Raw genomic sequence first — 23,062 nt, forward strand, 5'->3', positions numbered from 1 at the left:
GCAGATGGCGCTGCGCTGGTGCGCCGCCGGGATGGTCGAGGCCGGCAAGCAATTCCGTCGCGTCAACGGCCACCTGCACCTGCCCAAGCTGCGCGCCGCGCTCGACGCCGAGATCGCCGGAACTGTCGCCACCGCCGTGCAAGATGAGGAGGTCGTCGCAGCCTGACGCACAACGGGCCGCCACCGAAGTTCTACGAAGCTCGGGACAACCTCCCGAAGGTGACTTCGACGCGGTTGCGCCAGCAGGCGATCACTTTCTGCAGCCAGCTGGGCAGGCCGGCGCGCTGGGTCTTGGTGGGCGGGGTGAGAACGGCGGTGCCGCGGGCAGCCTGCTCGGCGGCGAAAGGCCGCCCGGTGAAGCCCTTGTCGGCCAGCAGGTCGCGCGGCGGTGGTCCGATCTGGAGCAGGTCGGCGCCGACCTCACGTTCGCTGACCGCGGCCGGCACGATGCTCCAGGCCCGAACCAGCCGGGTGCCCAGGTCGGTAAGGACTGCCAGCCGGAAGCCGTAGAACCACTCGGCGTGCGCGGCGTCGCGGCCGAAGCGGGCGACCAGCCCGTTGGGGCCGACCCAGCCGTCCGGGCCGCGCACCCGGGAGGGGTGTTTGACCGGCAGCGCGGTGGTGTCGACCTGTTGGCAGTCATCGACGTCCAGCCCGGCCGCCAGCGCCGCGCGCAGCTGCTCGAAGGCGGCCCACAGCCAACGGATGCGCCGGTTGACCTCGGACTGGTGCGGCAGGCGTGGAAACAGCTGCGCCCAGTCGCGGGCCACCTCGGCCAGGAACCCGGCCTCGCTGCGCCGGCCCAGCAGGTGGCGGACCAGCGAGATGGCGAGCAGCTCGGCGTCGCTGCAGGCCGGGGCCGGACCCGGCCGCGCCGGGATGTCGACCGCGCCGGTGATGATCGCGTCATCGACAAGCACGTAGACGTGGACGAACAGGTCCTCGGTGGGCAGCATGATGGGCGCCTCTGCGGGGCGAACGGTCTTCGACAACCGCTTACGTGCCGCAGAGGCGCCTTCATGTCAAGCCATCAGTTGCCGCGAGCAACCCACATAAGGCGCCTAAGGGGGAGGGGTGAGACTGAGACTGTGCCGGGTCTGAGACAGGCTGAGACAGGGCTGAGACTCCGCTGAGACCGGCCGAGACAGGCTGAGACGAACCAAGATCAGTCTCACCGTGTCTCAGCCCGTCTCGGCGTCTCAGCCAAGCACGAGAAGGCCCCGCCTCCGCCGAGGGCTCCGCCGCCGGGTCGGCTCCAGGCGCCCACGAGGACGCCGGGCACTAGGACCACGAGAACGGCCAGGACGCCGCCGCCGGGGCCGCCGACGCCGTGCCAGCGGGCGCCGTCGTGGCGGTCGAGCTGGTCGCCGGTGGGCGGCCTCCGGCGGTGCCGTGCCGGGTGGGGCGAGGCCCTGGCCCTCCACGGCGACCAGGAGCCTCCGGGGGTACCTCGGTACCGGCCGGGCGCTCCTGGGCCGTCCTGGACGTCATGGTCACCCCGGAAACGACGGAGGCCCCGCCCTCCTTGTGGGAGAGCGGGGCCTCGGGGGCGTCGGTGGGCTCAGACGGCGGCCTCGGAGACGTCGTCAGGCGTCCAGGTGATCTCCACTCGGGACGTGTCCAGGTAGCGGCTCCGGGACTTGGTCGGGGAGACCAGGACGGCGGAGACCTCGGCCTCCAGCAGGACCCGGCGGGCCTCCTCGTCGGCGGCCTCGTAGACCTCTCCCCACTTCTCGCCGGTCTCCTCCACGACGTAGAAGACGGGCGCCGTGGCGGCCTCCCGCAGCTCGGCCCTCGTGGCCTTGAGGGCGGCCAGGCGCTCCAGGAGGGCGGGGACGTCGGCATCGTCGGCGGTCATGGCGGCCGTGGTCTCGGAGATGGCCCGCTCCACTTCGCGGAAGGAGACCCCGCGAGCCTCGGCCCCGGTGTCGGAGACGGGGACGGTCCGGGTCATCGGCCGGTCTCCGAGGACGGAGAGGGCGGTCTCTGAGACGTAGCGCTCCAGTTGCTCGGCGGAGATCCGAGGCGAGGGGCACGTCACGCCATTCCGGCGGCTCGGGCAGGAGTAGATGGGCCGCCCGGCGGTGGCCTGGACGTAGAGCTTGGAGCCGCAGCAGGCGCACCGGACGAGGCCGGAGAGGAGGCGGGCCTGCCGGACCCTCTTCTCCCGAGGCTCCCCGTCCGGCTCCAGGAGGTCCCGGAGCTGGGCCAGCTCGGCGCTGGAGACGATTGGGTCCCAGACGGTGGCCGGGAGGCCGGTCTCGTCCCGGATCACCTCTCCCCGGTGGACGACCCTCCCGGCGATGTGGTCCGAGGTGAGGAGGCGGCGGAGGGACTGGACCCTCCAGACGCCACGGTCGGCGCCGTCGGTGTCCCGTCCAGCTCGGGCCAGGCGGCGCCACTCCGAGCGAGGGGCGGGGACGCCCCGGTCGTTGAGGAGCCGGGCGACCCGGCCGAGGGAGTGGCCCTCGGTGACCATGCGGGCGGCCTCGCGGACGACGGCGGCCTCCTCCCCATCCAGGACGAGGATGCGGCCGGGGCCGTCGGGGGCAGGCGCCGGGCGGTAGCCGTAGCCGACCGTTCCACCGGCAAAGCGGCCGTCACGCCGGAGCTTGTCGATGGAGCCAGCGACCCTGGCCCGGATGGCGTCGGCCTCGATCTCGGCGAAGACGGCGATGAGGGCCACCATGGCCTTGCCGATGGGCGTCGTGAGGTCGATGGCCTCGGTAGCCGAGGCGACGGCGCAGCCCTTGTCGGTCCACTCCTTGAGGAGGGTGAGGGTGTCCAGCACCGAGCGGGCCAGCCGGTCCAGCCTCCAGACGATGACGACGTCCACCTCTCCCCGCTCCACGGCCTCGCGGAGGCGGCCGAGGCCGGGGCGGTCAAGGCCGGTCTTCGTGGCAGAGACGTCAATGTCCTCGTAGGGCTTGCCGACGATGGTCCAGCCACGAGCCTCGGCATAGGCGGTGCAGAGTTCGCGCTGGCGGGCGGGGGACGTCGTGGTCTCGGTCTCCTCGGAGAGCCGGACGTAGATGGCGGCACGCATGGGAGCCACTCTAATGCGACTAGGTTCCATACGGCCCGCCCTACGGCAGCGCCGAGACCAACTTCGGCCGGCACCTCACCGACGACTTCCGCCCCTACCGCGACGAGCTGGTGATCTCGACCAAGGCCGGCTACGACATGTGGCCCGGCCCGTACGGCCAGGGCGGCGGCGGGCGCAAGTACGTGCTGTCCAGCCTCGACCAGTCGCTGGGCCGGATGGGCCTGGAGTACGTCGACGTCTTCTACTCCCACCGGCCGGACCCGACCACGCCGCTCGAGGAGACGATGGGCGCGCTGCACAGCGCCGTCCGGGCCGGCAAGGCCCTCTACGTCGGCATCTCGTCGTACTCGCCCGAGGACACCGCCAAGGCCGCGGAGATCCTCGCCGACCTCGGGACGCCGCTGCTGATCCACCAGCCGTCGTACTCGATGCTCAACCGCTGGATCGAGACCGAAGGCCTGCTCGACACCCTCGAGGACGTCGGCGCCGGCTGCATCGCCTTCTCCCCGCTCGCGCAGGGGATGCTCACCGGCAAGTACCTGGACGGCGTCCCGGAGGGCTCGCGCGCCAGCCAGGGCAAGTCGCTGTCGACCGACCTGCTCACCGAGGAGGCGCTCGGCCACGTCCGCGCCCTCGACGACATCGCGCAGCAGCGCGGGCAGAGCCTGGCGCAGATGGCGCTGGCCTGGGCGCTGCGCGACCCGCGGGTGACGTCCGTGCTCATCGGCGCGAGCAGCGTCGGCCAGCTGGAGCAGAACGTCGGCGCGCTCCAGCGGCTCGACTTCACCGACGACGAGCTCGCCGCGATCGACCAGCACGCCGTCGACTCGGGCATCGACCTGTGGGAGGCGCCCCGGACGGCCTGACTCAGGTTCCGCGTTCGACCAGCGCCGCCAGCCGGTCCAGCGCCGTCCGCCAGCCGAGCTCGTTGTCCGCGGGGGCGACGGCGTCGGGCACCCCGTCGTGGACGGCGGTCAGCTCGGTGCCGCCGCCCGGAGCGTCGTCCAGGCTGATCGTGCTGGTCATCTCGCCCCGCAGCGCGGGGTCGGCGGTCTCGAACACGTCGACCTCGACGACCAGCTCGTCGGGGACCAGACGGACGAAGCGGCCGCGGTAGGTGTCGGTGTGCGCGGTCGTCTTGCCCCGCGGCGCGGGCTCGTCGTACGTGAGCGAGACGCGCAGCGTGCCGCCCTCGCGGGCGTCGAACTCGTGCACCTGACAGGTCATGCCCTCGGGCACCTTCCACCGGGCGACGGCGCCGGGGTCGAGCAGCGCCCGGTAGACGGCGGCGCGCGGTGCGTCGACGTGCCGGCTCACCCGGGTGGTGGTCACGGCGACCATCGTGCCCGTGCGGCGTCGCGTGGCAGGGTCGGCGGGGTGGATCTCGACGAGGTGGCCGACGAGCTGTACGCGGTGCCGCCCGACGAGTTCGTCGCGGTGCGCAAGCAGCGCCAGGACGACGCCCGTGCGGCGGGGGACCGGACCCTCGCCCGTGAGATCGGCGGGCTGCCCAAGCCGACCGCTGCCGCGTGGGTGTGCAACCTGCTGGTGCGTGAGCAGCGCGCGGAGATCGAGGGGCTGGTCGAGCTCGGCGACCTGCTCCGTCAGGCCCAGGAGAGCCTGGCCGGCGACCAGCTGCGGGCGCTGGACCGGCAGCGCTCCCAGCTGCTGACCGCGCTCACCCGCCAGGCGGTGGCGCTGGCCCGGGAGCAGGGCGTACGGGTGGGCGGCACCGTGGAGACCCAGGTCGCGGACACCCTGCGCGCGGCGATGGCCGACCCGGAGGCCGGTGCGGCGCTGCTGTCGGGCCGGCTCACCGGCGCGATGTCCTACAGCGGCCTGGGGACGACGGGCAGCCGGCCGGTGCTGCGGCTGGTGCCCCCGCGGCCCGAGCGGGAGGAGACCGGCCGGTCGCGTTCCGGCACCGCGGCCACCCGCCGGCGCCGCGACGAGGACGACCGGCGGGCCGTCGAGGAGGAGGCCCGCCGGCGCGAGGAGGAGGCCCGGCGGGCGGCCGAGGAACGCCGGCGGCGCGCGCTCGAGGAGGCGCGGGCCGCGGCGGAGGAGGCGACCGCGCTGGCCGCGGAGGCGGTCGCCGCGGCCGAGGAGGAACGGCACCGCGTCGACGACCTCGACGCCCGCCGGGCCGACCTGCAGGCCCGGGTCGAGGAGCTGACCGACGAGCTGGCCCGCACCGAGGAGGAGGCCGCGCGGACCGCCGAGGAGCTCAGGCGGGCCGAGCGGCACCGGCGCACCGCCGATCGGCACGCCACCGAGGCGACCGCCGCCCGCGACCGCGCGCTGGCCGCGCTGCGGGCGCTCGAGGAGGGCTGAGCCCGGGGCCACCGCCGGTGGTCATCGACGAGTGGCTGCTCGACACGCCGGGGGCGGTAGCCACCCGCCGATGGTCACGCCGGCTGGGCGGTGGGGGGACGACGTCGCGCGGGGTGCAACAGCCCGATGGTCGCAGCGAGTGGTGCACACGCGACGAAGACCGTGGCAAGGCCGGCCTCCCCGGCGACGAGGCCGGCCAGGGGCGGGCCGATGACGAGCCCGAGGGCCATGGCCAGCATGGCGGTGACGATCCCGGTGGCGGGGGCTCGCGGGACGAGGGCGTTGCTCCAGATCAGGAGCAGCCCGATGATCGCGATGAAGCTCGCGCCGTAGAGGACCGCCGAGACCAGGACGAGACCCGGTGCCGCGGCCAGGAGCAGGCAGGACGCGGCGAGAGTCGACGCCGTGGCCGCCAGCAGGTGGCGGAGCGAGGTCGTGGCCAGCAGCGCCCCGACGAGTCCCCCCGCGACACCGCTGACCCCGACCAGCGTCTGGAAGACCCCACCGCTGATCTCTCCCAGCGGCGCCTGAGCGGTGGCGACCTCCACGCCGAAGGTCGCGTAGCTGCCAGCGACGAGACCGGCGAGGAAGGTCGCGGACAGCAGCCGCCCACCCTGCTCCCGTGCCACCGCCACCAGGCTCCCGGCACCGATGGGGCCGTCGGTGTGGTCGGCCCGGTGGGGCAGGGTGCGTACTGCCCAGATCGTGACCAGGAGGGCCATGGCGGCGAAGGCCGACCACGCCACCCGCCAGGATCCCGTGGCGAGCAGGCTCACCGGCCCGGCCACGGCGACGCCGTAGGCGGTACCCGAGTTGATGACTCCGTGACCGCGTGCCCGGCGGTCTGCGGCCAGGTGCTCCTCGACCGCCGCCACGTAAGGGGGCCACACCAGCGCTGGGCTGGCGCCGGCGACGACGACACCGACTCCCAGGGTGAGCGGGCCGGTCGCCGCGGCGCACACCAGCATCCCCACGACAGCGGCCGTGCCACCGACCGTCACGGTGACTCGCGGCCCCAACCGGGACAGCAGGGAAGGGCAGGCCAGACACGCGGTCAGATAGCTGCCGTAACCGGCGCCGCCGATGGCGCCCAACTGGCCCAACGACAGCTCCAGGGAGGTCCGCATCTGCGGCAGCAGGAGTCCGTAGCCGTAGCGGGCGAGTCCGAAGGCGACCGCCACGACGGCCAGCCCCGACCCGATCAGCGCCCACGGGCGGACCAGATCGGCATTCGGGCTGGTCCCAGCTCGGGCGCCCCTCACGCCGGTCCGCCGTCGTCCGGCGGCCAGCGGTCCAACGGGCATCCCGGCGCCTGCCGGCACGCGGTCACGTCACACAGTCGGCAGGTGCGCAGCACCTCCTTCCGACTGCTCGGCAGTGCGGTCACCAGGTCAGGGAGCAGCTGCTCCAGCGCCGAGCGCTGGTCCTCGCCGAGGGCCTCCACCACCTGCCGTACCGCTTCCTCGCGGGCGTCCAGTACTCGCCGAGCTGTCTCCGTCCCCATCTCGGTCAGGCGCAGCAGGACGGTGCGCCGATCGGTGGGGCTCGGCGCGCGGGTGACCACGCCCAGGGCCGCGAGGCGGTCGGCCAAGCGGACCCCGCCGGAGCCGCCCACCCCCACGACTGCGGCCAGGTCGGACACGGAGGTGTCGGGATGCCGGCTCAGGTGCACGAGGACGGCCGCCGCAGCACCACCCGCACCGCATGCCGCCTCGGTGGCCGCGGCCACCCGGTCGGCGACCGCCAGCGCCAAGGTGCCGAGCAGGTTCGTCACCCTGTCCATGACGGCATCCTATGACTGAGTCAGTCATCTTTTCTCCGCGGTGACGACGAGGTGCCGGGTCGACCGCGTGTCCTGCGTGGCGGGGACGAGGTCACCGCGCAGCTGCGCATCCTGCTGGTCCACCCGGATGCGCGCGGCCACGCGTCGGGTGCCTGACTGACGGCGGCCAGCTCTACGAGCTCGACCTGCACCCGGCCATCTGGCGCCGGGCGTCTCCTGGCAGCTGGGGCTCGGGTGGTCACCCCATCGTCTTCTGGCCGTCGAGGGACTCCCGCAGGATGTCCGCGTGCCCGGCGTGCTGGGCGGTCTCGGCGACGATGTGCAGGAACACCCGGCGAGCCGAGCGGGTCGCGCCGGGCTCGAACCACGGCGCCTCCGGCAGCGGGTGCGCGGCGTCGAGGTCGGGGAGCGTGCGCACCAGCTCGTCGGTGCGCCGCGCGACCTCCTCGTAGTGGGCCAGGACCCCCTCGAGCGTGTCGTCGGGCCCCATCCGGAACTCCTCGACCCACTTCGCCACCTGCTCCGGGTCGTCCGGCCCGGCCATCACGCCCGGCCCCTCCACGACGAAGTCGGCCCAGGTCGCCTCCGTGTGGGCGACGTGCTTGACCAGCCCGCCGAGGGTGAGCTCGCTGGCGGTGGTCCGCTGCCGCACCTGCTCCTCGGTGAGCCCCTGCACGGTGAAGCGCAGGAAGTGCCGGTGCGTGGCCAGCGCCTCCAGCAGGACGGCCGGCTCGCCGGTGAGGGTCGTCGTGGTGTCCATGGGGTCCGCCTCTCGGGTGTCCTCCGTTGCTGATGAGGACCACGCTAGGGAGCACAGCGGCCACATCCTGACCGCAATCCTCGACAGGATCGCCGCGTGACCGATCCGTCCGCGCGGACCCTGCGTCTGCTCTCCCTGCTCCAGCAGCGCCGCTACTGGGCCGGGCCCGACCTCGCCGACCGGCTCGGCGTCTCGGTCCGCACGCTGCGCCGGGACGTCGACCGGCTGCGCGGGCTCGGGTACCCGGTGGAGGCCCAGCGCGGTGTCGACGGCGGCTACCAGCTGGCTCCGGGTGCCGCCCTGCCGCCACTGGTGCTCGACGACGAGGAGGCGGTCGCGCTCGCCGTCGGCCTGCAGACCGCCGCGCAGAGCGCCGTCGCGGGGACGGCGGAGTCGTCGGTGCGGGCGCTGGCCAAGGTCGTGCAGGTGATGCCCACTCGGCTGCGGCGCCGGGTGGAGGCGCTGCGCGCGGTGACCGACCCCGCCCCCTGGGCCGGCCCGCAGCAGCTCGTCGACCCGGAGGTGCTCACGGTCGTCGCCCAGGCCTGTCGCGACTGCGAGCGGCTGGAGTTCCCCTACACCGCCGCCGACGCCACCCCGTCGGACCGGCGGGTCGAGCCGCACCGGCTGGTCACCCTCGGCCGGCGCTGGTACCTGGTCGGCTACGACCTCGACCGCGGCGACTGGCGCAGCTTCCGCCTCGACCGACTGGCCCGGCCACGGCCGACCGGGGCCCGGTTCGCGCCGCGGCGGCTGCCGGCCGAGGACGCCGTCGCCTTCGTCCGGGCCGGCACGGTGGGGGGAGCCACCCCGACGCCGGTCGAGTTCCTCGTCGCCGCCCCCGCCGACCGGGTGCGGGCGCGGATCGGGCGGTGGGCGCGCGTCGAGGACGACGGCCCCGGGCGGAGCCGGGTGCACATGGAGGCCGACGGGCTCGACTGGCCGGCGTTCGCCATCGGCACCCTGGGCGCCGAGGTCAGCGTCGTCTCGCCGCCGGAGCTGTTGGACCTGCTGCACGAGTGGGGACGTCGGTTCGGCAGGGCCGGTTCCGTCGTACCCCCGGACGAGCATGGGGATCGCCCCACCGAGGGGAGCTCGCCATGACCCGCATCGTCACCCGCATCGAGACGCTCGACCTGGAGATCGCCGTCGCCCACATCGCACTCGGGGTCGCCCGCAGCGCCGCGGCCCGCAGCCCGTCGGCCGAGAACGCGCGGCGCGTCGCCGAGGCCGAGGCCGACGTCGACGCCCTGCTCGACCAGCGCCTCGCCGCCGCCTGAGGGCGGTCGTCAGCCACAGGTGGGTCCGTCGTCCCCCGGACGGACGAGCGGCTCCAACGGCGGCGTGGTGGTGGCGACCGCAGGCAGGTCTGCGCCGGTCGTCCGCCCGAACTCCTGGGTGGCCCACACCGACCCGTCCTCCGCGCAGTGCACGCCCACGCCCAACCGGTTCCAGCCGGGGTTCACCACGTTGACCCGGTGGTCGTCGGAGCGCATCCAGCCCGCGTGGATGGTGCCCGCCGGTACCGGACCGGTCGACTGGAAGACGTTCTCCCCGATCCCCTGCAGGTCCGAGAGACCCTCACGCGTGAGCAGCGCACCGACGTCCTGGTGCCGCAGCTGCCCGGTGCGCGCCATCTCGGCGCTCCAACTGCGGGCCACCGCCGCGAGCTCCTCGTCCCACTGCACGGGTGCGAGCCCGCGCGCAGCACGCTCGGCGTTGACCCGGTCGAGGACATCCCGCTCCAACTCCCGCTCCGCGGGGGAGGTCTCAGCGGGCGGTGGCGTCGAGGTCGGAGCGGCCGGTTCAGAGGCCGGCCCGGACACCGGGACCTCCACCGCCACGCACCCGCCGAGGAACACGGTGAGCGGCACTGCGACGGCGGCGAGTGCGGAACGGCGGCCGACGGTCACGCTCGTCCACTACCCGGGTCCGGGCCCGGTCGGCCGTGGATCGCATTGCGATCGGGTGTCGTTCCGTCGTCCGGCCGCTCTGCGGGTCCCGGGGCCCCGACCTAGCGTCGGGCCATGACCGCACCCGCACCCCGCGTCGCCATCGTCACCGGCTCCGAGTCGGGCATCGGCCGGGCCACCGCCGTGGCCCTCGCCGAGGCCGGCTGCGACCTCGGGATCACCTGGTACCGCGAGCGCGAGGCCGCCGAGGCCACCGCCGAGGAGGTGCGGGCGCTGGGCCGCCGCGCCGAGGTCCGGCCCGTCGACCTCACCCAGCTGCCGCAGGCCGCCGACGTCGTGGACGAGCTGGCCGAGGCCCTCGGCGGGGTCGACGTCCTGGTCAACGACGCCGGCACCGGGCACATGTCGGCGGTCCTCGACACCGACTTCGCGACCTGGCGGGAGGTCCTGGCCACCGACCTCGACGCCGCGTTCCTCTGCCTGCAGCGGGCCGCCCGGCGCATGGTGGCCGCCGGCCGCGGCGGGCGGATCGTGAACGTCACGAGCGTGCACGAGCACCAGCCGCGGGTCGGCGCGGCCGCGTACTGCGCGGCCAAGGGCGGGCTCGGCCTGCTCACCCGGGTGGCCGCGATCGAGCTGGCCGAGCACGGCATCACGGTCAACGCCGTCGCGCCCGGCGAGATCGCCACCCCGATGACCGGCCAGGAGGACGAGGACCCCACCGCCCCCGGGCACGAGCGGCCCGGCGTCCCGGTGGGCCGTCCCGGCGACGCCCGCGAGGTGGCCGCCGTCATCGCCTTCCTCGCCTCGCCGGAGGCCTCCTACGTGACCGGGTCCTCCTACGCCGTGGACGGCGGAATGCTGCAGATGGGGCCGATGGCCGGCTCGCACCTGACCTCCGACGACTGGCGCCGCCCCTGACCGGTGGCGCACGGCGCGATCGCCGCCATGCCGCCTCGCTGGTCCGCGGGCGGCGCTGCCACCGGGCTGGGGGACAGGCCTGGGAGCCTCCGCGGTGCCCGAGCTCCGACGCCGACTCGGCGTTGATCATGGGCTTGTCGTCGGGCGCGACGGCGTGTCGGCGCGATCGTCGGCAACCACCCCATGAGCAACTGGCTGCTCCACCGTTTCCGCTGGTGAGGGCCCGGAAAGTGTCGTACCCCCGGCCTACGTTCGGGGTGTGTTCATCGGTGGCGGGTACGGCGTGGGTCTGACGGTGACCGATGTGGAGTTGCCGTTGGTGCCGCCGCTGGGGACGTCGGTGCCGTCGCTGGGCGAGCTGCTGCCGGTGTACGCCCGCTCGCCGGAGGAGAAGGCGCGGGAGCTGCAGCGGGTGCAGCGGCTCAAGGCCGCGTTGGCCGCCTACGAGCTGGAGCTGGTGGCGGCGTTCGCTGCGGACCGGCCGGCGTCGGCGGACCGGCAGCCGGGTGAACCGGGCGCCGCCACCTCCCCGGACGACCGCGCCGCGCCGGACGGGGTGAGCGAGTTCTTCCCCGACGAGTTGGCGCTGACCCTGAACTGTGCGCGGGCGTCGGCGACGACGTTGACCGAGCACGCGCTGACGTTGACTCGGTCGTTGACCGCCACCCACACCGAGCTGACGCAGGGCCGGCTGGACTGGCCGCGTGCCCGCACCATCAGCGAGGAACTGGGCTGGAAGGTGCGCGGCACCGATCCCGCGGTGATCGCCGCGGTGGAGGCCGCGGTGCTGCCCGCGGCCGCGTCGCTGCCGGTCCGCAGACTCAAGGCCCGGCTGCGGGCAGAGCTGGCCGCCCGCGACGCCGCGGCCTCGGGACCGCCGCCGGAACAGGGCGCACCGGGCGGTCAACGTCACGCGCCGCCCGGTCGGGGACGGGGTCAGTGAGCTGGTCGCCGGCATGCCCGATGAGCTGGCCGCGGCCTGCCAGGCCACCGTGGACGAGCTGGCCTGGCGGGCGAAGAAGGCCGGGGACGACCGGCCGATCGGCATGCTGCGCTCCGGCATCCTCGCCGACCTGGTGCTGCGCCCCTGGGCGGCCCCCGAGCCGGTCGCCGCGCACCTCGAGGTCCAGGTGCCGTTGGGTGCGCTCACCCCCGACCGGTTCCTCGCCTCCGGGGCGCCGCTGCCGGCGGCCTTCGCGCGCCCGGGGCGGTGGCCGCGCCGACCGGGTCGGTCGCCGGTACGCCGATCACCGCCGCGCACGTGCGCGACCTGCTCGCCCAGCTCGACGCCGTCGACCTCCAGGCGCCGGCCCACGGGGCGGTCAGCTTCTCCTTCACCGACGACCGCGGCGCCCTGCAGGCCGTCGCCACCCTGCGCGAGCTCCGGCAGGCCGCGCGCCGCGGCTGCGACGAGCACCCGGCCGGCGACTGCGGCTGCCCGGTCATCACCGCACCGGAGCCGACCGACGCCTACGGGCCCACCGCCGCCCAGCACCGCTTCCTCACCACCCGGGACCGCACCTGCCGGCACCCCGGCTGCGACAACCGCGCCGGCTGGGCCGACGCCGACCACGTCATCCCGCACGCCGCCGGCGGCGCCACCGACTGCGCCAACCTCTGCTGCCTGTGCCGCCGCCACCACCGGCTCAAGACCTTCGCCCCGGGCTGGACCTACGCCATGACCCCCGACGGCATCCTCACCGTCACCGCACCCAGCGGCGTCACCCGCACCAGCCGGCCACCCGGCCTGCACTTCACCGGACCCCGCGTCCTCACTCGACCACCCGACCAGACAGCCGCCCCCGGTCCACCGCCCACCTACGACCCCGCAGACGACCCACCACCGTTCTGCAGCGCTGCCCAGGCGAAGCGCTGGGTGCGCAGCCAGTTCTCGTGCTCGCGGGTCCACGGGGTGCCGCCGGCGTAGACGATGCCCTGGCGCAGCAGCAGGTGAGTCACCCGGTGCCGGGCGCTCATCAGGTCACCGCGCACATCGTCGCGGGCGCGCACCAGATCCCGCGCGGCCTCGGTCTCCTCATCGGGCACCGTCACCGCGGTCACCTGGCCCACCGCCAGCAGCTGGGCCAGGTGCAGCGCGTCTTTGGCGTCGGTCTTCACCCGCTCCCCGGACGGGCGCAGCAGCCGCGAGGGCGCGGCCACCGGGCACTCGATCCCCGCCGCCGCAAGCGCCCGGGCCAGCCCGAACCCGGTCGGGCCGGCCTCATAGGTCACCTTCACCGGCCCCGGCAGCGACCGCAGCCAGTCGATCACCTGCTCGTGCGCCGGGGTCAACCGCGCCCGCAGCACCTCCCCGGTGTGCACATCCAACCCACACCCGACGACCGAACGGGCATGAACATCCAGTCCGACACTCGTACGCTGACCGATCACTGGGGCCTCCCACGCCTGTGGCTCTACCGCCAGGGCCGCCCCCTGCGCGGCAACCCACGATCATTCGTGGCGGGGCCCCAGCCCCCATACCGTCTGACCCGACCGACCCGAGCCCCACGGCGACGGACCATGCCTGCCGCCGCGGGCCGGGCGGGCACCAGCGGCGCGCGGGGTCGGGCGACCCACGTACGCCCACCCCGGGGCGGCGACCCACGTACGCCCACCCGCGGGCCGGGTGGGACACGGGCGACTGCCCCGGGGTGCCAGGGAGGGGAGTCAGCCGGGCGGACCGAGTGGCCGTGACGGTGCGCATCCCGGTCACACCAGCGCGCGCTCGTACCACCGCGCGCGGCGTGAGAGCCGGCGCGTCGGCTCGAGGACCGGCGTCGTCAGGTGTCGTGTTTCCGGCGCTTGTTGCGGTAGAGGTCCGTGTCGGCGCGCGCCACCAGCTCGGCGAGGGTGTCGCCGGGCCGTGCGGTCGCTGTCCCGGGCGACCAGGCCGCCGGGTGGGCGGCGTGCAGCCGGGCCAGCAGGTCCGCGACACGGGCGGCGTCGGTGCCGGGCAGGCTGAGCACGAACTCGTCGCCGCCGTAGCGGCCGAGCAGGTCCGACAACCGCAGCTGCGCGCTCCACGCGGCGGCCAGTTCCTGCAGCAGCGCGTCGCCGGCGCCGTGGCCGGCCTGGTCGTTGACCGCCTTGAAGCCGTCGAGGTCGATGAGCACCACCGTGTACGGCTCGTCGGTCCGCTGGGCGTAGGCCAGGCCGCGGTCGGCCGCCGCCTGCCAGGCCCGCCGGTTGGCCAGTCCGGTCAGCGGGTCGGTGCCCGCGGCGCGGTAGAGGTCGCCGGAGATGCGCGACTGCGCCTCGGTGAGGACGACGACGGTGACCACCGTGGTCAGCCACAGGGGCAGGAACCCGGTGGGTGCGGCGGCGAGGGCGCCCACCGTGGTGAGCACCAGGATCACCCCGACGTGCACGCGGGCCGCAGTGCGCGAGAAGTAGTGCCCGCTGAAGACGCCGACGGACACCATCGCCGGGCCCAGCCCGACGATCCCCGCCGCGGTCGCCGCGCGCCAGGTCAGCAGGCCAAGTCCCCCCGAGGCCAGCAGGACCGCCGCGTGCACCGCCCACGGCCCGAGCCGGTCGCGGCGCAGCCACAGCGCCACCGACCCGGCGGCAGCCAGCCCGGCCAGGCTCCACAGCAGTGCGACGGGCGACCGCTCGGACACCGGTACCAGCGCACCCACGACGCACAGCACCGCGCTCACCGCGTAGAGCAGCGAGAGCAGCGCGATGCCGCCAGGCCGCAGCGTGTGCATGGGTCCCCCGTTCGTCCGGGCCAGGATCAGCCGCCCCGACGACGCCTCGCAGCGCTGCGTGACCGACCCGACCCCATGGGGGGAACCGCCGCCGCCCGACCGGGGGAGGCGGGGGTCATTCCGTGTCACCCACCGGTGTCGGCGGTCACCCTCCGGTGAGCTCGGTCGGAAGGGTGATGACGTCGACCATCGCGCCGCGGCGGTGCACGGTCATCGGCAGCGGCCGGCCGATCGCCTCGGCGAACAGCAGCCGCTGCAGGCTCTGCGCCTCGGCGACCGGCCGCCGTCCCGCCTCGAGCACGAGGTCGCCGGCCTTGAGCCCGGCCCGGTCGGCCGGCGACCCGGGGACGACGTCGACGACGCGCAGCCCCCGCCGCCGCCCCGTGCGCTCGGCGAGCGCCGCCGGCAGCGGGGCCGGCGTGCTCACCAGGCCCAGGAACGCCCGGCGCACCCGGCCGTCGCGGACCAGCGCGTCGACGATCCGCCGGGTGGTGTCGTTGACCGGCACCGCCAGGCCCAGCCCCCAGCCGGCGACGGCGGTGTTGACCCCGACCACGCGGCCGGCGGAGTCGGCCAGCGCCCCGCCGGAGTTACCCGGGTTGAGCGCGGCGTCGGTCTGGATCACGTCCTCCACCACCCGGGCGGTGCGCCCGTCGCGCGTGGGCAGCGACCGGCCCAGCCCACTGACCACCCCCGCGGTCACCGAGCCGGCCAGCCCCAGCGGGTTGCCGACCGCGACCACCAGCTGACCCACCCGCAACGTCGACGCGTCGCCGAGCTGCGCCGGCGGGGGAGTGGCGCCCCACGCCCGCACGACGGCGAGGTCCGACAGCGGGTCGGCACCCACGACGTCCACCCCGGTCTCGCTGCCGTCGGCGAAGACCGCCCTCCCTGCCCGCGACCGGCCGACGACGTGGGCGTTGGTCAGCATCAGCCCCTCACCGGGGACGACGACCGCCGAGCCCGCGCCGCCGCCACCGCCGGGCGTGGTCACCTGCAGCGCGGCGACGTGCGGGGTGAGCTCGGCGGCGACGGCGGTGACCACCCGGGAGTAGGCGTCCAGCGCCCGGTCGTCGACGCGGCCCGGGGTGTCCGGCTCCGGCAGCACGCCCATGGCGCACCTCCTCGATTACGCGATTACAACCCCAGTGAACCCCCGTGCCGACACCCGTGGTGGCGGTCATGCCATGGGCGAACAGCGGCCCGATACTGGCCCGGTGACGATCCCGGCGACGGCCCGCCGAGCAGCGGCGGAGCAGGCGTGGCAGCAGCTCCGGCCCGAGGTGGCGGCCGAGGCCGTCGCGGCCCTGGGCCCGGCGGAGGGCGACGCCTTCCTGGCCCGTGCCGACCTCGCGCTCTACGACGTCCACGAGCCGCTGGCCGTGCTCTACGGGGGCGCCGCCGACGAGCACTTCGGCCGCGCACTGCGCACCGCCCTGGCCGCCGCGGTCGAGCGCCCCGGGGAGCTGCGCCGCATCGACCGGCGCCGCGAGGTCGACCCGGGGTGGTTCCAGCGCTCCCGCGTGCAGGGCTACGTCTGCTACGTCGACCGCTTCTGCGGCACGCTCGACCGGCTGCCGGAGCACCTCGACCACCTCGCCGAGCTCGGCACCACCTACCTGCACCTCATGCCGCTGCGGCCGCGGCCCGGGGAGAACGACGGCGGCTACGCGGTGATGGACTACCGCGCGGTCGACCCCCGGCTGGGCACGATGGCCGACCTCGAGCAGGTCGCCGGCGCGCTGCACGAGCGCGGCATGGCGCTGTGCATCGACCTGGTGCTCAACCACACCGCCCGCGAGCACGCCTGGGCGCAGGGCTGGCTGGCCGGGGATCCGGCCTACGCCGGCTTCTACACCGCCTTCCCCGACCGCACGATGCCCGACGCCTACGACGCGACCATCCCCGAGGTCTTCCCCGACCGGGCGCCGGGCTCGTTCAGCTGGGTGCCGGAGGCCTGCGGCGGCGAGGGCGGCTGGGTGTGGACGACGTTCTGGCCGTACCAGTGGGACCTGGACTACACCAACCCCGCGGTCACCCTGGCGATGCTGGGGGAGATCACCTGGCTGGCCAACCGCGGCGTCGACGTCTTCCGGATGGACGCCGTCCCGTTCATGTGGAAGCGGCTGGGCACCAGCTGCCAGAACCAGCCCGAGGGGCACAGCCTGCTGCAGCTGCTGCACGCGCTGACCCGGCTGGCCGCCCCCGGCGTGATTTTCAAGGCCGAGGCGATCGTCTCGCCCGACGACCTGGTCGGCTACCTCGGCGGCCACGACCGCTACCGGCCCGAGTGCGAGCTGGCCTACCACAACCAGCTCATGGTGCTGCTGTGGAGCAGCCTGGCCACCGGCGACGTCCGGCTGGCCCGGCAGTCGCTGGGCCGGATGCGGGCGGTCCCGCCGAGCGCCACCTGGGTCACCTACGTGCGCGGCCACGACGACATCGGCTGGGCGGTCGCCGACGAGGACGCCGCCGCGGTGGGCCTCGACGGCTTCGCGCACCGCCGCTTCCTCAACGACTTCTACTCCGGCCGCTTCCCCGGCTCCTTCGCCCGCGGCGCGCTGTTCCAGGAGAACGAGGCCACCGGCGACGCCCGCGTCTCCGGCTCCGCCGCGTCGCTGTGCGGCATCGAGGCCGCGCTCGAGGACGGCGACGACGCCGCGCTGGACGCCGGAGTCCGCCGGCTGGTGCTGCTGTACTCGGTCGCCTACGCGTACGGCGGCATCCCGCTGCTCTACATGGGCGACGAGCTGGCCCTGCGCAACGACCCCGGCTACCTCGCCGACCCCGCACTGGCCCCGGACAACCGCTGGATGCACCGCCCGCCGATGGACTGGGACGCCGCCGCCCGCCGCCGCGACCCGGCGACCGTCGAGGGCCGGGTGTGGGCCGCGATCCGCCGGCTGGGCGAGGTGCGCCGCTCGCTGCTGGCGCTGCGCGGTGGGGTGGAGTCGGCGGTGGTGGACGCCGGCAGCGACGCCGTCCTCGTCTGGCGGCGCAAGCACCCGCGCAGCGGCACCTTCGTCGGGCTGGCCAACTTCTCGCCGTCCCCGCAGGCCGTGGATGCCGATACCGTCACCGGCTTCGGCAGCTTCGAGCAGGTGCACGGCAGCGACGGCGTCCTCCCGGTGCGCGACGGGCAGGTCGTCGTCCCCGGGCTGGGCTCCGCCTGGTTCGCCGAGCCGTGACCGGGCCGGCGACCGCGGGGGCCACCGTCGGGGTGGAGGAGGAGTTCCACCTCGTCGACCCCGACACCCTCGCGCTCACCCCCAGCGCGACGGTCGTGCGGGCCGCCCTCGCCGGCGAGGCCGGCGAGCACGTGCACCCGGAGATCGTCACCACCCAGCTGGAGACCTCCACCGGCATCTGCGGCGGCCTCGGCGAGCTGCGCGACGCCCTGGCCGCCACCCGCGCGGAGGCCGCGGCGGCCGCCGCCCGCGACGGGCTGGTCATCCTTCCCGCCTCCACCCACCCCTTCGGCACCTGGCGCGAGCAGCGGATCACCGGCGCGCCCCGGTACGAGGCGATGGTCGAGCGCTGGGGCGGGCTGGCCGACCGGCAGGACATCTGCGGGTGCCACGTGCACGTCGGCGTCCCCGACGTCGGGACGGCGGTGGCGGTGATGGACCGCGCCCGCCCCTACCTCCCGGTGCTGCTCGCGATGACCGGCAGCTCGCCCTTCCACGACGGCGCGGACACCGGCTACGAGTCCTGGCGCACGGTGTGGTGGTCGCACTGGCCCAACGCCGGGCCGCCGGAGCCGATGGGCAGCGAGCAGCGGTTCCGCGAGGTCCTCGACGGGCTGGTGCGCTCCGGCGTCGCCGAGGACGGCCGGCACCTGTACTGGGACGTGCGGCCCTCGGCGCGCTGGCCGACGCTGGAGTTCCGGCTGGCCGACGTCTGCACCGACCTCGACGCCGCCGTCCTGCACGCCGCGCTGGTCCGCTCGCTGGTGCGGGTGCTGGCCGGTCGCGCGGAGCGCGCCGAGCCGGTCCCCGAGGTGCGCCCCGAGCTGCTGCGCGCCGCCCGCTGGCGGGCCGCCCACGACGGGCTCTGCGGCGAGCTGTTCGACCCGCTGCGCGGCGAGGCGGCCCCCGCGCGGGACGCCGTCGAGGCGCTGGTCGCCGAGCTCGCCGACGACCTGCGCGCGCACGGCGAAGAAGACGACGTCGCCGCGCTGCTGGACCGGCTGTGGGCGCACGGCACGTCGGCCGCCCGGCAGCGGGCCACCTGGGCCGCCACCCGCGACCGCCGCGCGGTGGCCGCCCAGGTCGTGCGGGACGGCGCCGCCGGCATCGGGTGAGCCGCGGATCCGCGGGGTAGGAGGCGGCCATGACCGAACCGCGCCCCCTCGCCCTCGTGACCGGCGCCTCGAGCGGGATCGGCTTCGAGCTCGCCCGGCAGTTCGCCGAGCACGGGTTCGACCTGCTGGTCAACGCCGAGGACCCCACCATCGACACCGCCGCGGCCAGGCTGCGCGGCTCCGGTACCGCCGTCTCGGGCTTCCAGGCCGACCTGCGCACCACCGCCGGGGTCGACGCCCTGTGGGACGCCGTCCAGGCCACCGGCCGGCCCCTGGCGGCCGCCGCGCTCAACGCCGGGGTCGGCAAGGGCGGGCCGTTCGTCGACAACCCGCTCGAGGACGAGCTGTCGATCATCGACCTCAACGTCCGCTCGACCGTCGTCCTGGCCAAGCACGTGCTCCGCGACATGGCGGCGCGCGGCGAGGGCCGGGTGCTGTTCACCTCGTCGGTCGCCTCGACGATGCCCGGGCCGTACCAGGCGGTCTACAACGCCTCGAAGTCCTTCGTGCAGTCGTTCGCCGAGGCGCTGGCGAAGGAGCTGGAGGACACCGGGGTCACGGTCACCTCGCTGATGCCCGGCCCCACCGACACCGAGTTCTTCGAGCGCGGCGACCTGATGGACACCACGCTCGGCCAGGGCCCCAAGGACGACCCGGCCCGGGTCGCGGAGCAGGGGTTCGCGGCGCTCATGGAGGGGCGGACCAAGGCCCTGGGCGGCTCGGCGATGAGCAAGGCGCAGGCGGTGGTCAACTCGGTGCTGCCGGACCGGCTCAAGTCCGCCGGCCACGCGAAGATGGCCGAGCCCGGGAGCGCGGAGTAGGACCATGACCGACGTCCGGGACCTGGCCCTGCCCCTGCGGGACCCTACCGACCTCGACCCCCTGCTCAAGCGGGTCGGCGACGCGCGCATCGTGGCCATCGGCGAGGCCAGCCACGGCACGCACGAGTACTACGCCTGGCGGGCCGCGCTGACCCGCCGGCTCGTCACCGAGCGCGGCTTCGGCTTCGTCGCGGTGGAGGGCGACTGGCCCGACTGCTACCGGGTCAACCGGAGCGTCAAGCTGCGGCCGGGGGCGGACGCCGACCCGCGCGACGCCCTCGACGCCTTCTCCCGGTGGCCGACCTGGATGTGGGCCAACGACGAGGTGGTCGAGTTCTGCCGCTGGCTGCGCGAGGTCAACGCCGCGCGCCCCGAGGAGGAGCGGGTCGGCTTCTACGGCCTGGACGTCTACAGCCTCTGGGACTCGATCCACGAGCTCGTGGGCTGGCTGCGGGAGCACGAGCCCGAGCACGTGGGGACCGCGCTGGAGGCGCTGCACTGCTTCGAGCCCTTCGGTGAGGACGGCGCCGAGTACGCCTTCGCCTCCCGCTTCGCCCCCACCAGCTGCGAGCAGGCCGTCGTCGACCTGCTGCAGCGGCTGTGCGAGGAGCGGGGGAGGGCCGAGGCCGGGACCGACCCGGAGGCGCGCTTCTCCGCCGAGCAGAACGCCGCCGTGGTCGTCGACGCCGAGCGCTACTACCGGGCGATGGTGCAGGGCTCGGCCGATTCGTGGAACGTGCGCGACGTGCACATGGTCGACGGCCTGGACCGGCTGCTCGCGCACGCGGGGGACAAGGCCGTCGTCTGGGAGCACAACACGCACATCGGGGACGCCCGCGCCACCGACATGGCCGATGCCGGGATGACGAACGTCGGGCAGCTGCTGCGCGAGCGGCACGGCGCCGACGACGTCGTCCTCGTCGGCTTCGGCGGGTACCGCGGCGGCGTCATCGCCGGCAGCGAGTGGGGGGCGCAGATGCAGCGGATGCCGGTGCCCGAGGCCCGGCGCGGCAGCATCGAGGCGCTGCTGCACGAGGAGGTCGGCCGCGACGCGCTGCTCGTCTGGGACCGCGGCGCTGCCCGGCCCGCCGAGCTGGACCGGCGGCTGGACCACCGGGCGATCGGCGTCGTCTACCGGCCCGACCGGGAACGGTGGGGGAACTACGTGCCCACCGTGCTGGGGGAGCGCTACGACGCCTTCCTCTACCTGGAGGACACCTCGCCCCTGCGGCCACTGCACCTCGAGCGGGCCGACGAGCACGTGCCGCCGCTGGCGCACGCGGTCTGATGGAGGCGCTCCCGCACGCTGCAGAGGGACGGCTCGACGCCCGGCCGGTGGCCGCGCCGGCCGCGGCGCCGTACCCGCCGGGGGTCCGCACGCTGGAGCTGGGACCGCACGCGCAGGCACGGCTCGTCGTCCCCGACGGGCCGCCCCGGCCGCGGCCGCTGCTGGTGTTCTTCCACGGCGCGGGCGGGACGGCGGCGCAGTCGGTGGACCTCGTCGGCGGACCGGCCACCGCCCGCGACGCGCTGGTGCTCGCGCCGTCGTCGGTCGCCGCCACCTGGGACCTCATCGCCGGCGGCCTCGGCCGGGACGTCGCGGTGCTCGACACCGCCCTGGCGCAGGTCTTCGCCCGGCAGCCGGTCACGGAGGTCGCGTTCGGCGGGTTCTCCGACGGCGCCTCGTACGCGCTGAGCCTCGGGCTGGCCAACGGCGACCTCGCCGAGGCGGTCCTGGCGTTCTCCCCGGGGTTCGCCGTCCCGCCGCGGCGGATCGGCAGGCCGCGGGTGTGGATCTCCCACGGCACCGACGACCGGGTGCTGCCGGTCGCGCGGTGCGGACGGCGGCTGGCCCAGCAGCTGGACAGGGGTGGCTACGACGTCCGGTACGAGGAGTTCGACGGCGGCCACGTCGTCCGGCCCGCGGACGTGGACGCCGCCCTCACCCTCTGGCTCGGCGAGCGCGCCGGTTAGGCGGACCGGCGCTCGGTCAGGTCGGTCGCCGGGGCCGTGACGTCCTTGGGGCCGCCGGTCTTGGAGACGACGAACTCCGCGCCGAGCGCCTCGAGCGCCAGCCGGCCGTAGACCTGCTGTTGGGTGGCGACCCGCTCGGCGCGGCCGCGGCCGAGGAAGCTGACCATCCAGTGCAGCACCGCGGTCACGCGGCTCTTGAAGCCCACGATGTACATGAGGTGCACGACCAGCCACAGCACCCAGGCGAAGAAGCCCTCGAACTTGAGGTTCTTGATGTCGGCGACGGCGGAGAAGCGGGAGATCGTCGCCATGTTGCCCTTGTCCCGGTAGCGGAACGGGCCCTGCGGCTGCTTGCCGGCGGTCCGTCGCCGGATCGCCTCGGCGGCGTAGCGCCCGCCCTGGATGGCCACCTGCGCCACCCCCGGGAGCTTGTCCAGCGCCATCATGTCGCCGACCACGTGCACCTCGGGGTGCCCGGGCAGGGTGAGGTCGGGCTGCACCGAGATGCGGCCCGCGCGGTCGACCTCGGCGCCGGACTGCTCGGCGAGGAGCCGGCCCAGCGGGCTGGCCTGCACACCCGCGGCCCACACCTTGGTGGCCGCGGAGATCCGCCGGACGTGCCCGTCGCGGTCCTTGACCTCGAGGCCGTCGGCGTTCACGTCGGTCACCATCGCGCCGAGCTGGACCTCGACGCCGATCTCGTTGAGGTGCCGGCGGGCACGCTCGCCGAGCTTCTCGCCGAACGGGGGGAGGACCTGCGGGGCGGCGTCGAGCAGGATCACCCGGGCCTGGGTCGGGTCGATGGTGCGGAAGTCGCGGCGCAGGGTGCGGCGGGCCAGCTCGGCGATCTGGCCGGCCATCTCCACGCCGGTGGGGCCGGCGCCGACCACGACGAAGGTGAGCAGCCGGTCCCGCTCGGCCGGGTCCGTGGCGAGCTCGGCGAGCTCGAAGGCGCCGAAGATGCGGCCGCGCAGCTCGAGCGCGTCGTCGATGCTCTTCATGCCGGGTGCGAACTCGGCGAAGCGGTCGTTGCCGAAGTAGGACTGCCCGGCGCCGGCGGCGACGATCAGCTCGTCGTAGGGGTGCACCGTGGTGCGGCCCAGGATGGTCGAGGTCACCGTCCGGGCGGCCAGGTCGATGTCGGTGACCTCACCGAGCACGACGCGGGCGTTCTCCTGGCGCCGCAGGATCTCGCGGGTGGCCGGGGCGATCTCGCCCTCGGACAGGATGCCGGTGGCCACCTGGTAGAGCAGCGGCTGGAACAGGTGGTGGCTGGTCTTGCCGACGACGGTGACGTCGACCGGGGCGCTCTTGAGCGCCTTGGCGGCGAACAGCCCGCCGAAGCCGGAGCCGACGATGACGACCCTGGGCCGACCGGACGAGGAGGCACCGACAGGGTCGGCCACAGGTGATGTCGTCATGATGAATCAGTCTCCCACCTCGGTGTCCCGGGTTCGGGGACGACCGGGAGCGATCCAGGTCACAGCGTGCCGTCCG

Annotated in this window: 22 protein-coding genes and 2 pseudogenes; 13 read left to right on the forward strand and 11 right to left on the reverse strand. The window is 74.9% G+C overall.

The window, feature by feature from the left end:
- Window positions 1-166 (forward strand): annotated as a pseudogene (locus CNO22_RS07030) (IS256 family transposase); the annotation flags it as partial.
- 25 nt (window positions 167-191) lie between these two features.
- Here CNO22_RS07030 and CNO22_RS07035 read toward each other — a convergent pair.
- The gene (locus tag CNO22_RS07035) at window positions 192-956 is read right to left on the reverse strand and encodes a transposase (RefSeq protein ID WP_100498645.1); all 765 of its coding nucleotides are present in this window, start codon (window positions 954-956) and stop codon (window positions 192-194) included.
- A 605-nt stretch (window positions 957-1,561) separates the two neighbouring features.
- On the reverse strand, window positions 1,562-3,046 hold the full coding sequence (locus CNO22_RS07040; protein ID WP_198588157.1) for a recombinase family protein: 1,485 nt from the start codon (window positions 3,044-3,046) through the stop codon (window positions 1,562-1,564).
- Between the two features lie 53 nt (window positions 3,047-3,099).
- On the opposite strand from CNO22_RS07040, the pseudogene CNO22_RS07045 reads away from it, so the two are divergent.
- A pseudogene (locus CNO22_RS07045) lies at window positions 3,100-3,912 on the forward strand (aldo/keto reductase); the annotation flags it as partial.
- A 1-nt stretch (window position 3,913) separates the two neighbouring features.
- Here CNO22_RS07045 and CNO22_RS07050 read toward each other — a convergent pair.
- The gene (locus tag CNO22_RS07050; RefSeq protein WP_100498647.1) at window positions 3,914-4,387 is read right to left on the reverse strand and encodes an SRPBCC family protein; all 474 of its coding nucleotides are present in this window, start codon (window positions 4,385-4,387) and stop codon (window positions 3,914-3,916) included.
- A gap of 36 nt (window positions 4,388-4,423) precedes the next feature.
- On the opposite strand from CNO22_RS07050, the gene CNO22_RS07055 reads away from it, so the two are divergent.
- A complete protein-coding gene (locus CNO22_RS07055) occupies window positions 4,424-5,380 on the forward strand; it encodes a hypothetical protein (RefSeq protein WP_100498649.1) in 957 nt (318 codons plus the stop codon).
- Between the two features lie 74 nt (window positions 5,381-5,454).
- On the opposite strand, the gene CNO22_RS07060 is transcribed toward CNO22_RS07055, so the two are convergent.
- The 3 genes from CNO22_RS07060 to CNO22_RS07070 all read right to left on the reverse strand — a co-directional run bounded on the left by CNO22_RS07060 (window position 5,455) and on the right by CNO22_RS07070 (window position 7,923).
- The gene (locus CNO22_RS07060; RefSeq protein ID WP_198588158.1) at window positions 5,455-6,684 is read right to left on the reverse strand and encodes a YbfB/YjiJ family MFS transporter; all 1,230 of its coding nucleotides are present in this window, start codon (window positions 6,682-6,684) and stop codon (window positions 5,455-5,457) included.
- Window positions 6,639-7,163, reverse strand: coding sequence for a MarR family winged helix-turn-helix transcriptional regulator (locus tag CNO22_RS07065; protein WP_100498652.1), 525 nt, complete (start codon window positions 7,161-7,163; stop codon window positions 6,639-6,641). The genes CNO22_RS07060 and CNO22_RS07065 overlap by 46 nt, the downstream gene beginning before the upstream one ends.
- Window positions 7,164-7,401: 238 nt before the next feature.
- Complete coding sequence (locus CNO22_RS07070; protein ID WP_100498653.1) at window positions 7,402-7,923, reverse strand: DinB family protein; 522 nt, start codon at window positions 7,921-7,923, stop codon at window positions 7,402-7,404.
- Between the two features lie 96 nt (window positions 7,924-8,019).
- On the opposite strand from CNO22_RS07070, the gene CNO22_RS07075 reads away from it, so the two are divergent.
- Together CNO22_RS07075 and CNO22_RS07080 are read left to right on the forward strand one after the other, a co-directional pair.
- Window positions 8,020-9,027, forward strand: a complete 1,008-nt coding sequence (locus CNO22_RS07075; RefSeq protein ID WP_100498654.1) for a helix-turn-helix transcriptional regulator — start codon at window positions 8,020-8,022, stop codon at window positions 9,025-9,027.
- On the forward strand, window positions 9,024-9,203 hold the full coding sequence (locus CNO22_RS07080) for a hypothetical protein (protein WP_100498656.1): 180 nt from the start codon (window positions 9,024-9,026) through the stop codon (window positions 9,201-9,203). The genes CNO22_RS07075 and CNO22_RS07080 overlap by 4 nt, the downstream gene beginning before the upstream one ends.
- Before the next feature lie 9 nt (window positions 9,204-9,212).
- On the opposite strand, the gene CNO22_RS07085 is transcribed toward CNO22_RS07080, so the two are convergent.
- Window positions 9,213-9,836: a CAP domain-containing protein gene (locus tag CNO22_RS07085; RefSeq protein WP_100498657.1), complete on the reverse strand. Its 624-nt coding sequence runs from the start codon at window positions 9,834-9,836 to the stop codon at window positions 9,213-9,215.
- A gap of 114 nt (window positions 9,837-9,950) precedes the next feature.
- Between CNO22_RS07085 and CNO22_RS07090 the strand changes: the two genes are divergently transcribed.
- The 3 genes from CNO22_RS07090 to CNO22_RS07100 all read left to right on the forward strand — a co-directional run bounded on the left by CNO22_RS07090 (window position 9,951) and on the right by CNO22_RS07100 (window position 12,684).
- A complete protein-coding gene (locus CNO22_RS07090) occupies window positions 9,951-10,757 on the forward strand; it encodes an SDR family oxidoreductase (protein ID WP_100498658.1) in 807 nt (268 codons plus the stop codon).
- A 304-nt stretch (window positions 10,758-11,061) separates the two neighbouring features.
- The gene (locus tag CNO22_RS07095; RefSeq protein ID WP_157936835.1) at window positions 11,062-11,700 is read left to right on the forward strand and encodes a hypothetical protein; all 639 of its coding nucleotides are present in this window, start codon (window positions 11,062-11,064) and stop codon (window positions 11,698-11,700) included.
- Between the two features lie 267 nt (window positions 11,701-11,967).
- Entirely contained in the window at window positions 11,968-12,684 is a 717-nt protein-coding gene (locus CNO22_RS07100) for an HNH endonuclease signature motif containing protein (RefSeq protein WP_100498661.1), read from the forward strand.
- On the opposite strand, the gene CNO22_RS07105 is transcribed toward CNO22_RS07100, so the two are convergent.
- The 3 genes from CNO22_RS07105 to CNO22_RS07115 form a co-directional block, all read right to left on the reverse strand.
- Window positions 12,576-13,148, reverse strand: a complete 573-nt coding sequence (locus CNO22_RS07105) for an IS110 family transposase (protein ID WP_198588159.1) — start codon at window positions 13,146-13,148, stop codon at window positions 12,576-12,578. The two genes, CNO22_RS07100 and CNO22_RS07105, sit on opposite strands and share 109 nt — an antisense overlap.
- 389 nt (window positions 13,149-13,537) lie before the next feature.
- The gene (locus tag CNO22_RS07110; RefSeq protein ID WP_100498662.1) at window positions 13,538-14,467 is read right to left on the reverse strand and encodes a GGDEF domain-containing protein; all 930 of its coding nucleotides are present in this window, start codon (window positions 14,465-14,467) and stop codon (window positions 13,538-13,540) included.
- 145 nt (window positions 14,468-14,612) lie between these two features.
- A complete protein-coding gene (locus tag CNO22_RS07115) occupies window positions 14,613-15,581 on the reverse strand; it encodes a S1C family serine protease (protein WP_100498663.1) in 969 nt (322 codons plus the stop codon).
- A gap of 103 nt (window positions 15,582-15,684) precedes the next feature.
- Here CNO22_RS07115 and CNO22_RS07120 point away from each other — a divergent pair, with 103 nt between their 5' ends.
- From CNO22_RS07120 to CNO22_RS07140, 5 genes are read left to right on the forward strand one after another with little or no spacing between them, the layout of a single operon-like run.
- Window positions 15,685-17,655 (forward strand): alpha-amylase family protein, encoded by a 1,971-nt coding sequence (locus tag CNO22_RS07120; protein ID WP_232806856.1) that lies wholly within the window; start codon window positions 15,685-15,687, stop codon window positions 17,653-17,655.
- Window positions 17,652-18,770 carry a carboxylate-amine ligase gene (locus CNO22_RS07125; protein ID WP_157936836.1) on the forward strand — a complete coding sequence of 373 codons (1,119 nt, stop codon included), beginning with the start codon at window positions 17,652-17,654 and terminating at the stop codon, window positions 18,768-18,770. The genes CNO22_RS07120 and CNO22_RS07125 overlap by 4 nt, the downstream gene beginning before the upstream one ends.
- Before the next feature lie 29 nt (window positions 18,771-18,799).
- Complete coding sequence (locus CNO22_RS07130) at window positions 18,800-19,591, forward strand: SDR family NAD(P)-dependent oxidoreductase (protein ID WP_100498668.1); 792 nt, start codon at window positions 18,800-18,802, stop codon at window positions 19,589-19,591.
- Window positions 19,592-19,595: 4 nt separating this feature from the next.
- Window positions 19,596-20,879, forward strand: coding sequence for an erythromycin esterase family protein (locus CNO22_RS07135; protein ID WP_100498669.1), 1,284 nt, complete (start codon window positions 19,596-19,598; stop codon window positions 20,877-20,879).
- On the forward strand, window positions 20,879-21,565 hold the full coding sequence (locus CNO22_RS07140) for an alpha/beta hydrolase (RefSeq protein WP_198588160.1): 687 nt from the start codon (window positions 20,879-20,881) through the stop codon (window positions 21,563-21,565). Before CNO22_RS07135 ends, CNO22_RS07140 begins: the two co-directional genes overlap by 1 nt.
- Here the strand turns inward: CNO22_RS07140 and CNO22_RS07145 are convergent.
- Window positions 21,562-22,971, reverse strand: a complete 1,410-nt coding sequence (locus CNO22_RS07145) for an NAD(P)/FAD-dependent oxidoreductase (RefSeq protein WP_232806857.1) — start codon at window positions 22,969-22,971, stop codon at window positions 21,562-21,564. The genes CNO22_RS07140 and CNO22_RS07145 overlap by 4 nt on opposite strands.
- Window positions 22,972-23,062 lie beyond the last annotated feature (91 nt).

The sequence above is a fragment of the Geodermatophilus chilensis genome, from assembly GCF_002802985.1.
Lineage (GTDB): Bacteria > Actinomycetota > Actinomycetes > Mycobacteriales > Geodermatophilaceae > Geodermatophilus > Geodermatophilus chilensis.

Coding starts and splice junctions, on each gene's coding strand:
- CNO22_RS07035 (WP_100498645.1), bottom strand. CDS start 956: ATGCTGCCCACCGAGGACCTGTTCGTCCACGTCTACGTGCTTGTCGAT.
- CNO22_RS07040 (WP_198588157.1), bottom strand. CDS start 3,046: ATGCGTGCCGCCATCTACGTCCGGCTCTCCGAGGAGACCGAGACCACG.
- CNO22_RS07050 (WP_100498647.1), bottom strand. CDS start 4,387: ATGGTCGCCGTGACCACCACCCGGGTGAGCCGGCACGTCGACGCACCG.
- CNO22_RS07060 (WP_198588158.1), bottom strand. CDS start 6,684: ATGCCCGTTGGACCGCTGGCCGCCGGACGACGGCGGACCGGCGTGAGG.
- CNO22_RS07065 (WP_100498652.1), bottom strand. CDS start 7,163: ATGGACAGGGTGACGAACCTGCTCGGCACCTTGGCGCTGGCGGTCGCC.
- CNO22_RS07070 (WP_100498653.1), bottom strand. CDS start 7,923: ATGGACACCACGACGACCCTCACCGGCGAGCCGGCCGTCCTGCTGGAG.
- CNO22_RS07080 (WP_100498656.1), top strand. CDS start 9,024: ATGACCCGCATCGTCACCCGCATCGAGACGCTCGACCTGGAGATCGCC.
- CNO22_RS07090 (WP_100498658.1), top strand. CDS start 9,951: ATGACCGCACCCGCACCCCGCGTCGCCATCGTCACCGGCTCCGAGTCG.
- CNO22_RS07110 (WP_100498662.1), bottom strand. CDS start 14,467: ATGCACACGCTGCGGCCTGGCGGCATCGCGCTGCTCTCGCTGCTCTAC.
- CNO22_RS07115 (WP_100498663.1), bottom strand. CDS start 15,581: ATGGGCGTGCTGCCGGAGCCGGACACCCCGGGCCGCGTCGACGACCGG.
- CNO22_RS07130 (WP_100498668.1), top strand. CDS start 18,800: ATGACCGAACCGCGCCCCCTCGCCCTCGTGACCGGCGCCTCGAGCGGG.
- CNO22_RS07135 (WP_100498669.1), top strand. CDS start 19,596: ATGACCGACGTCCGGGACCTGGCCCTGCCCCTGCGGGACCCTACCGAC.
- CNO22_RS07140 (WP_198588160.1), top strand. CDS start 20,879: ATGGAGGCGCTCCCGCACGCTGCAGAGGGACGGCTCGACGCCCGGCCG.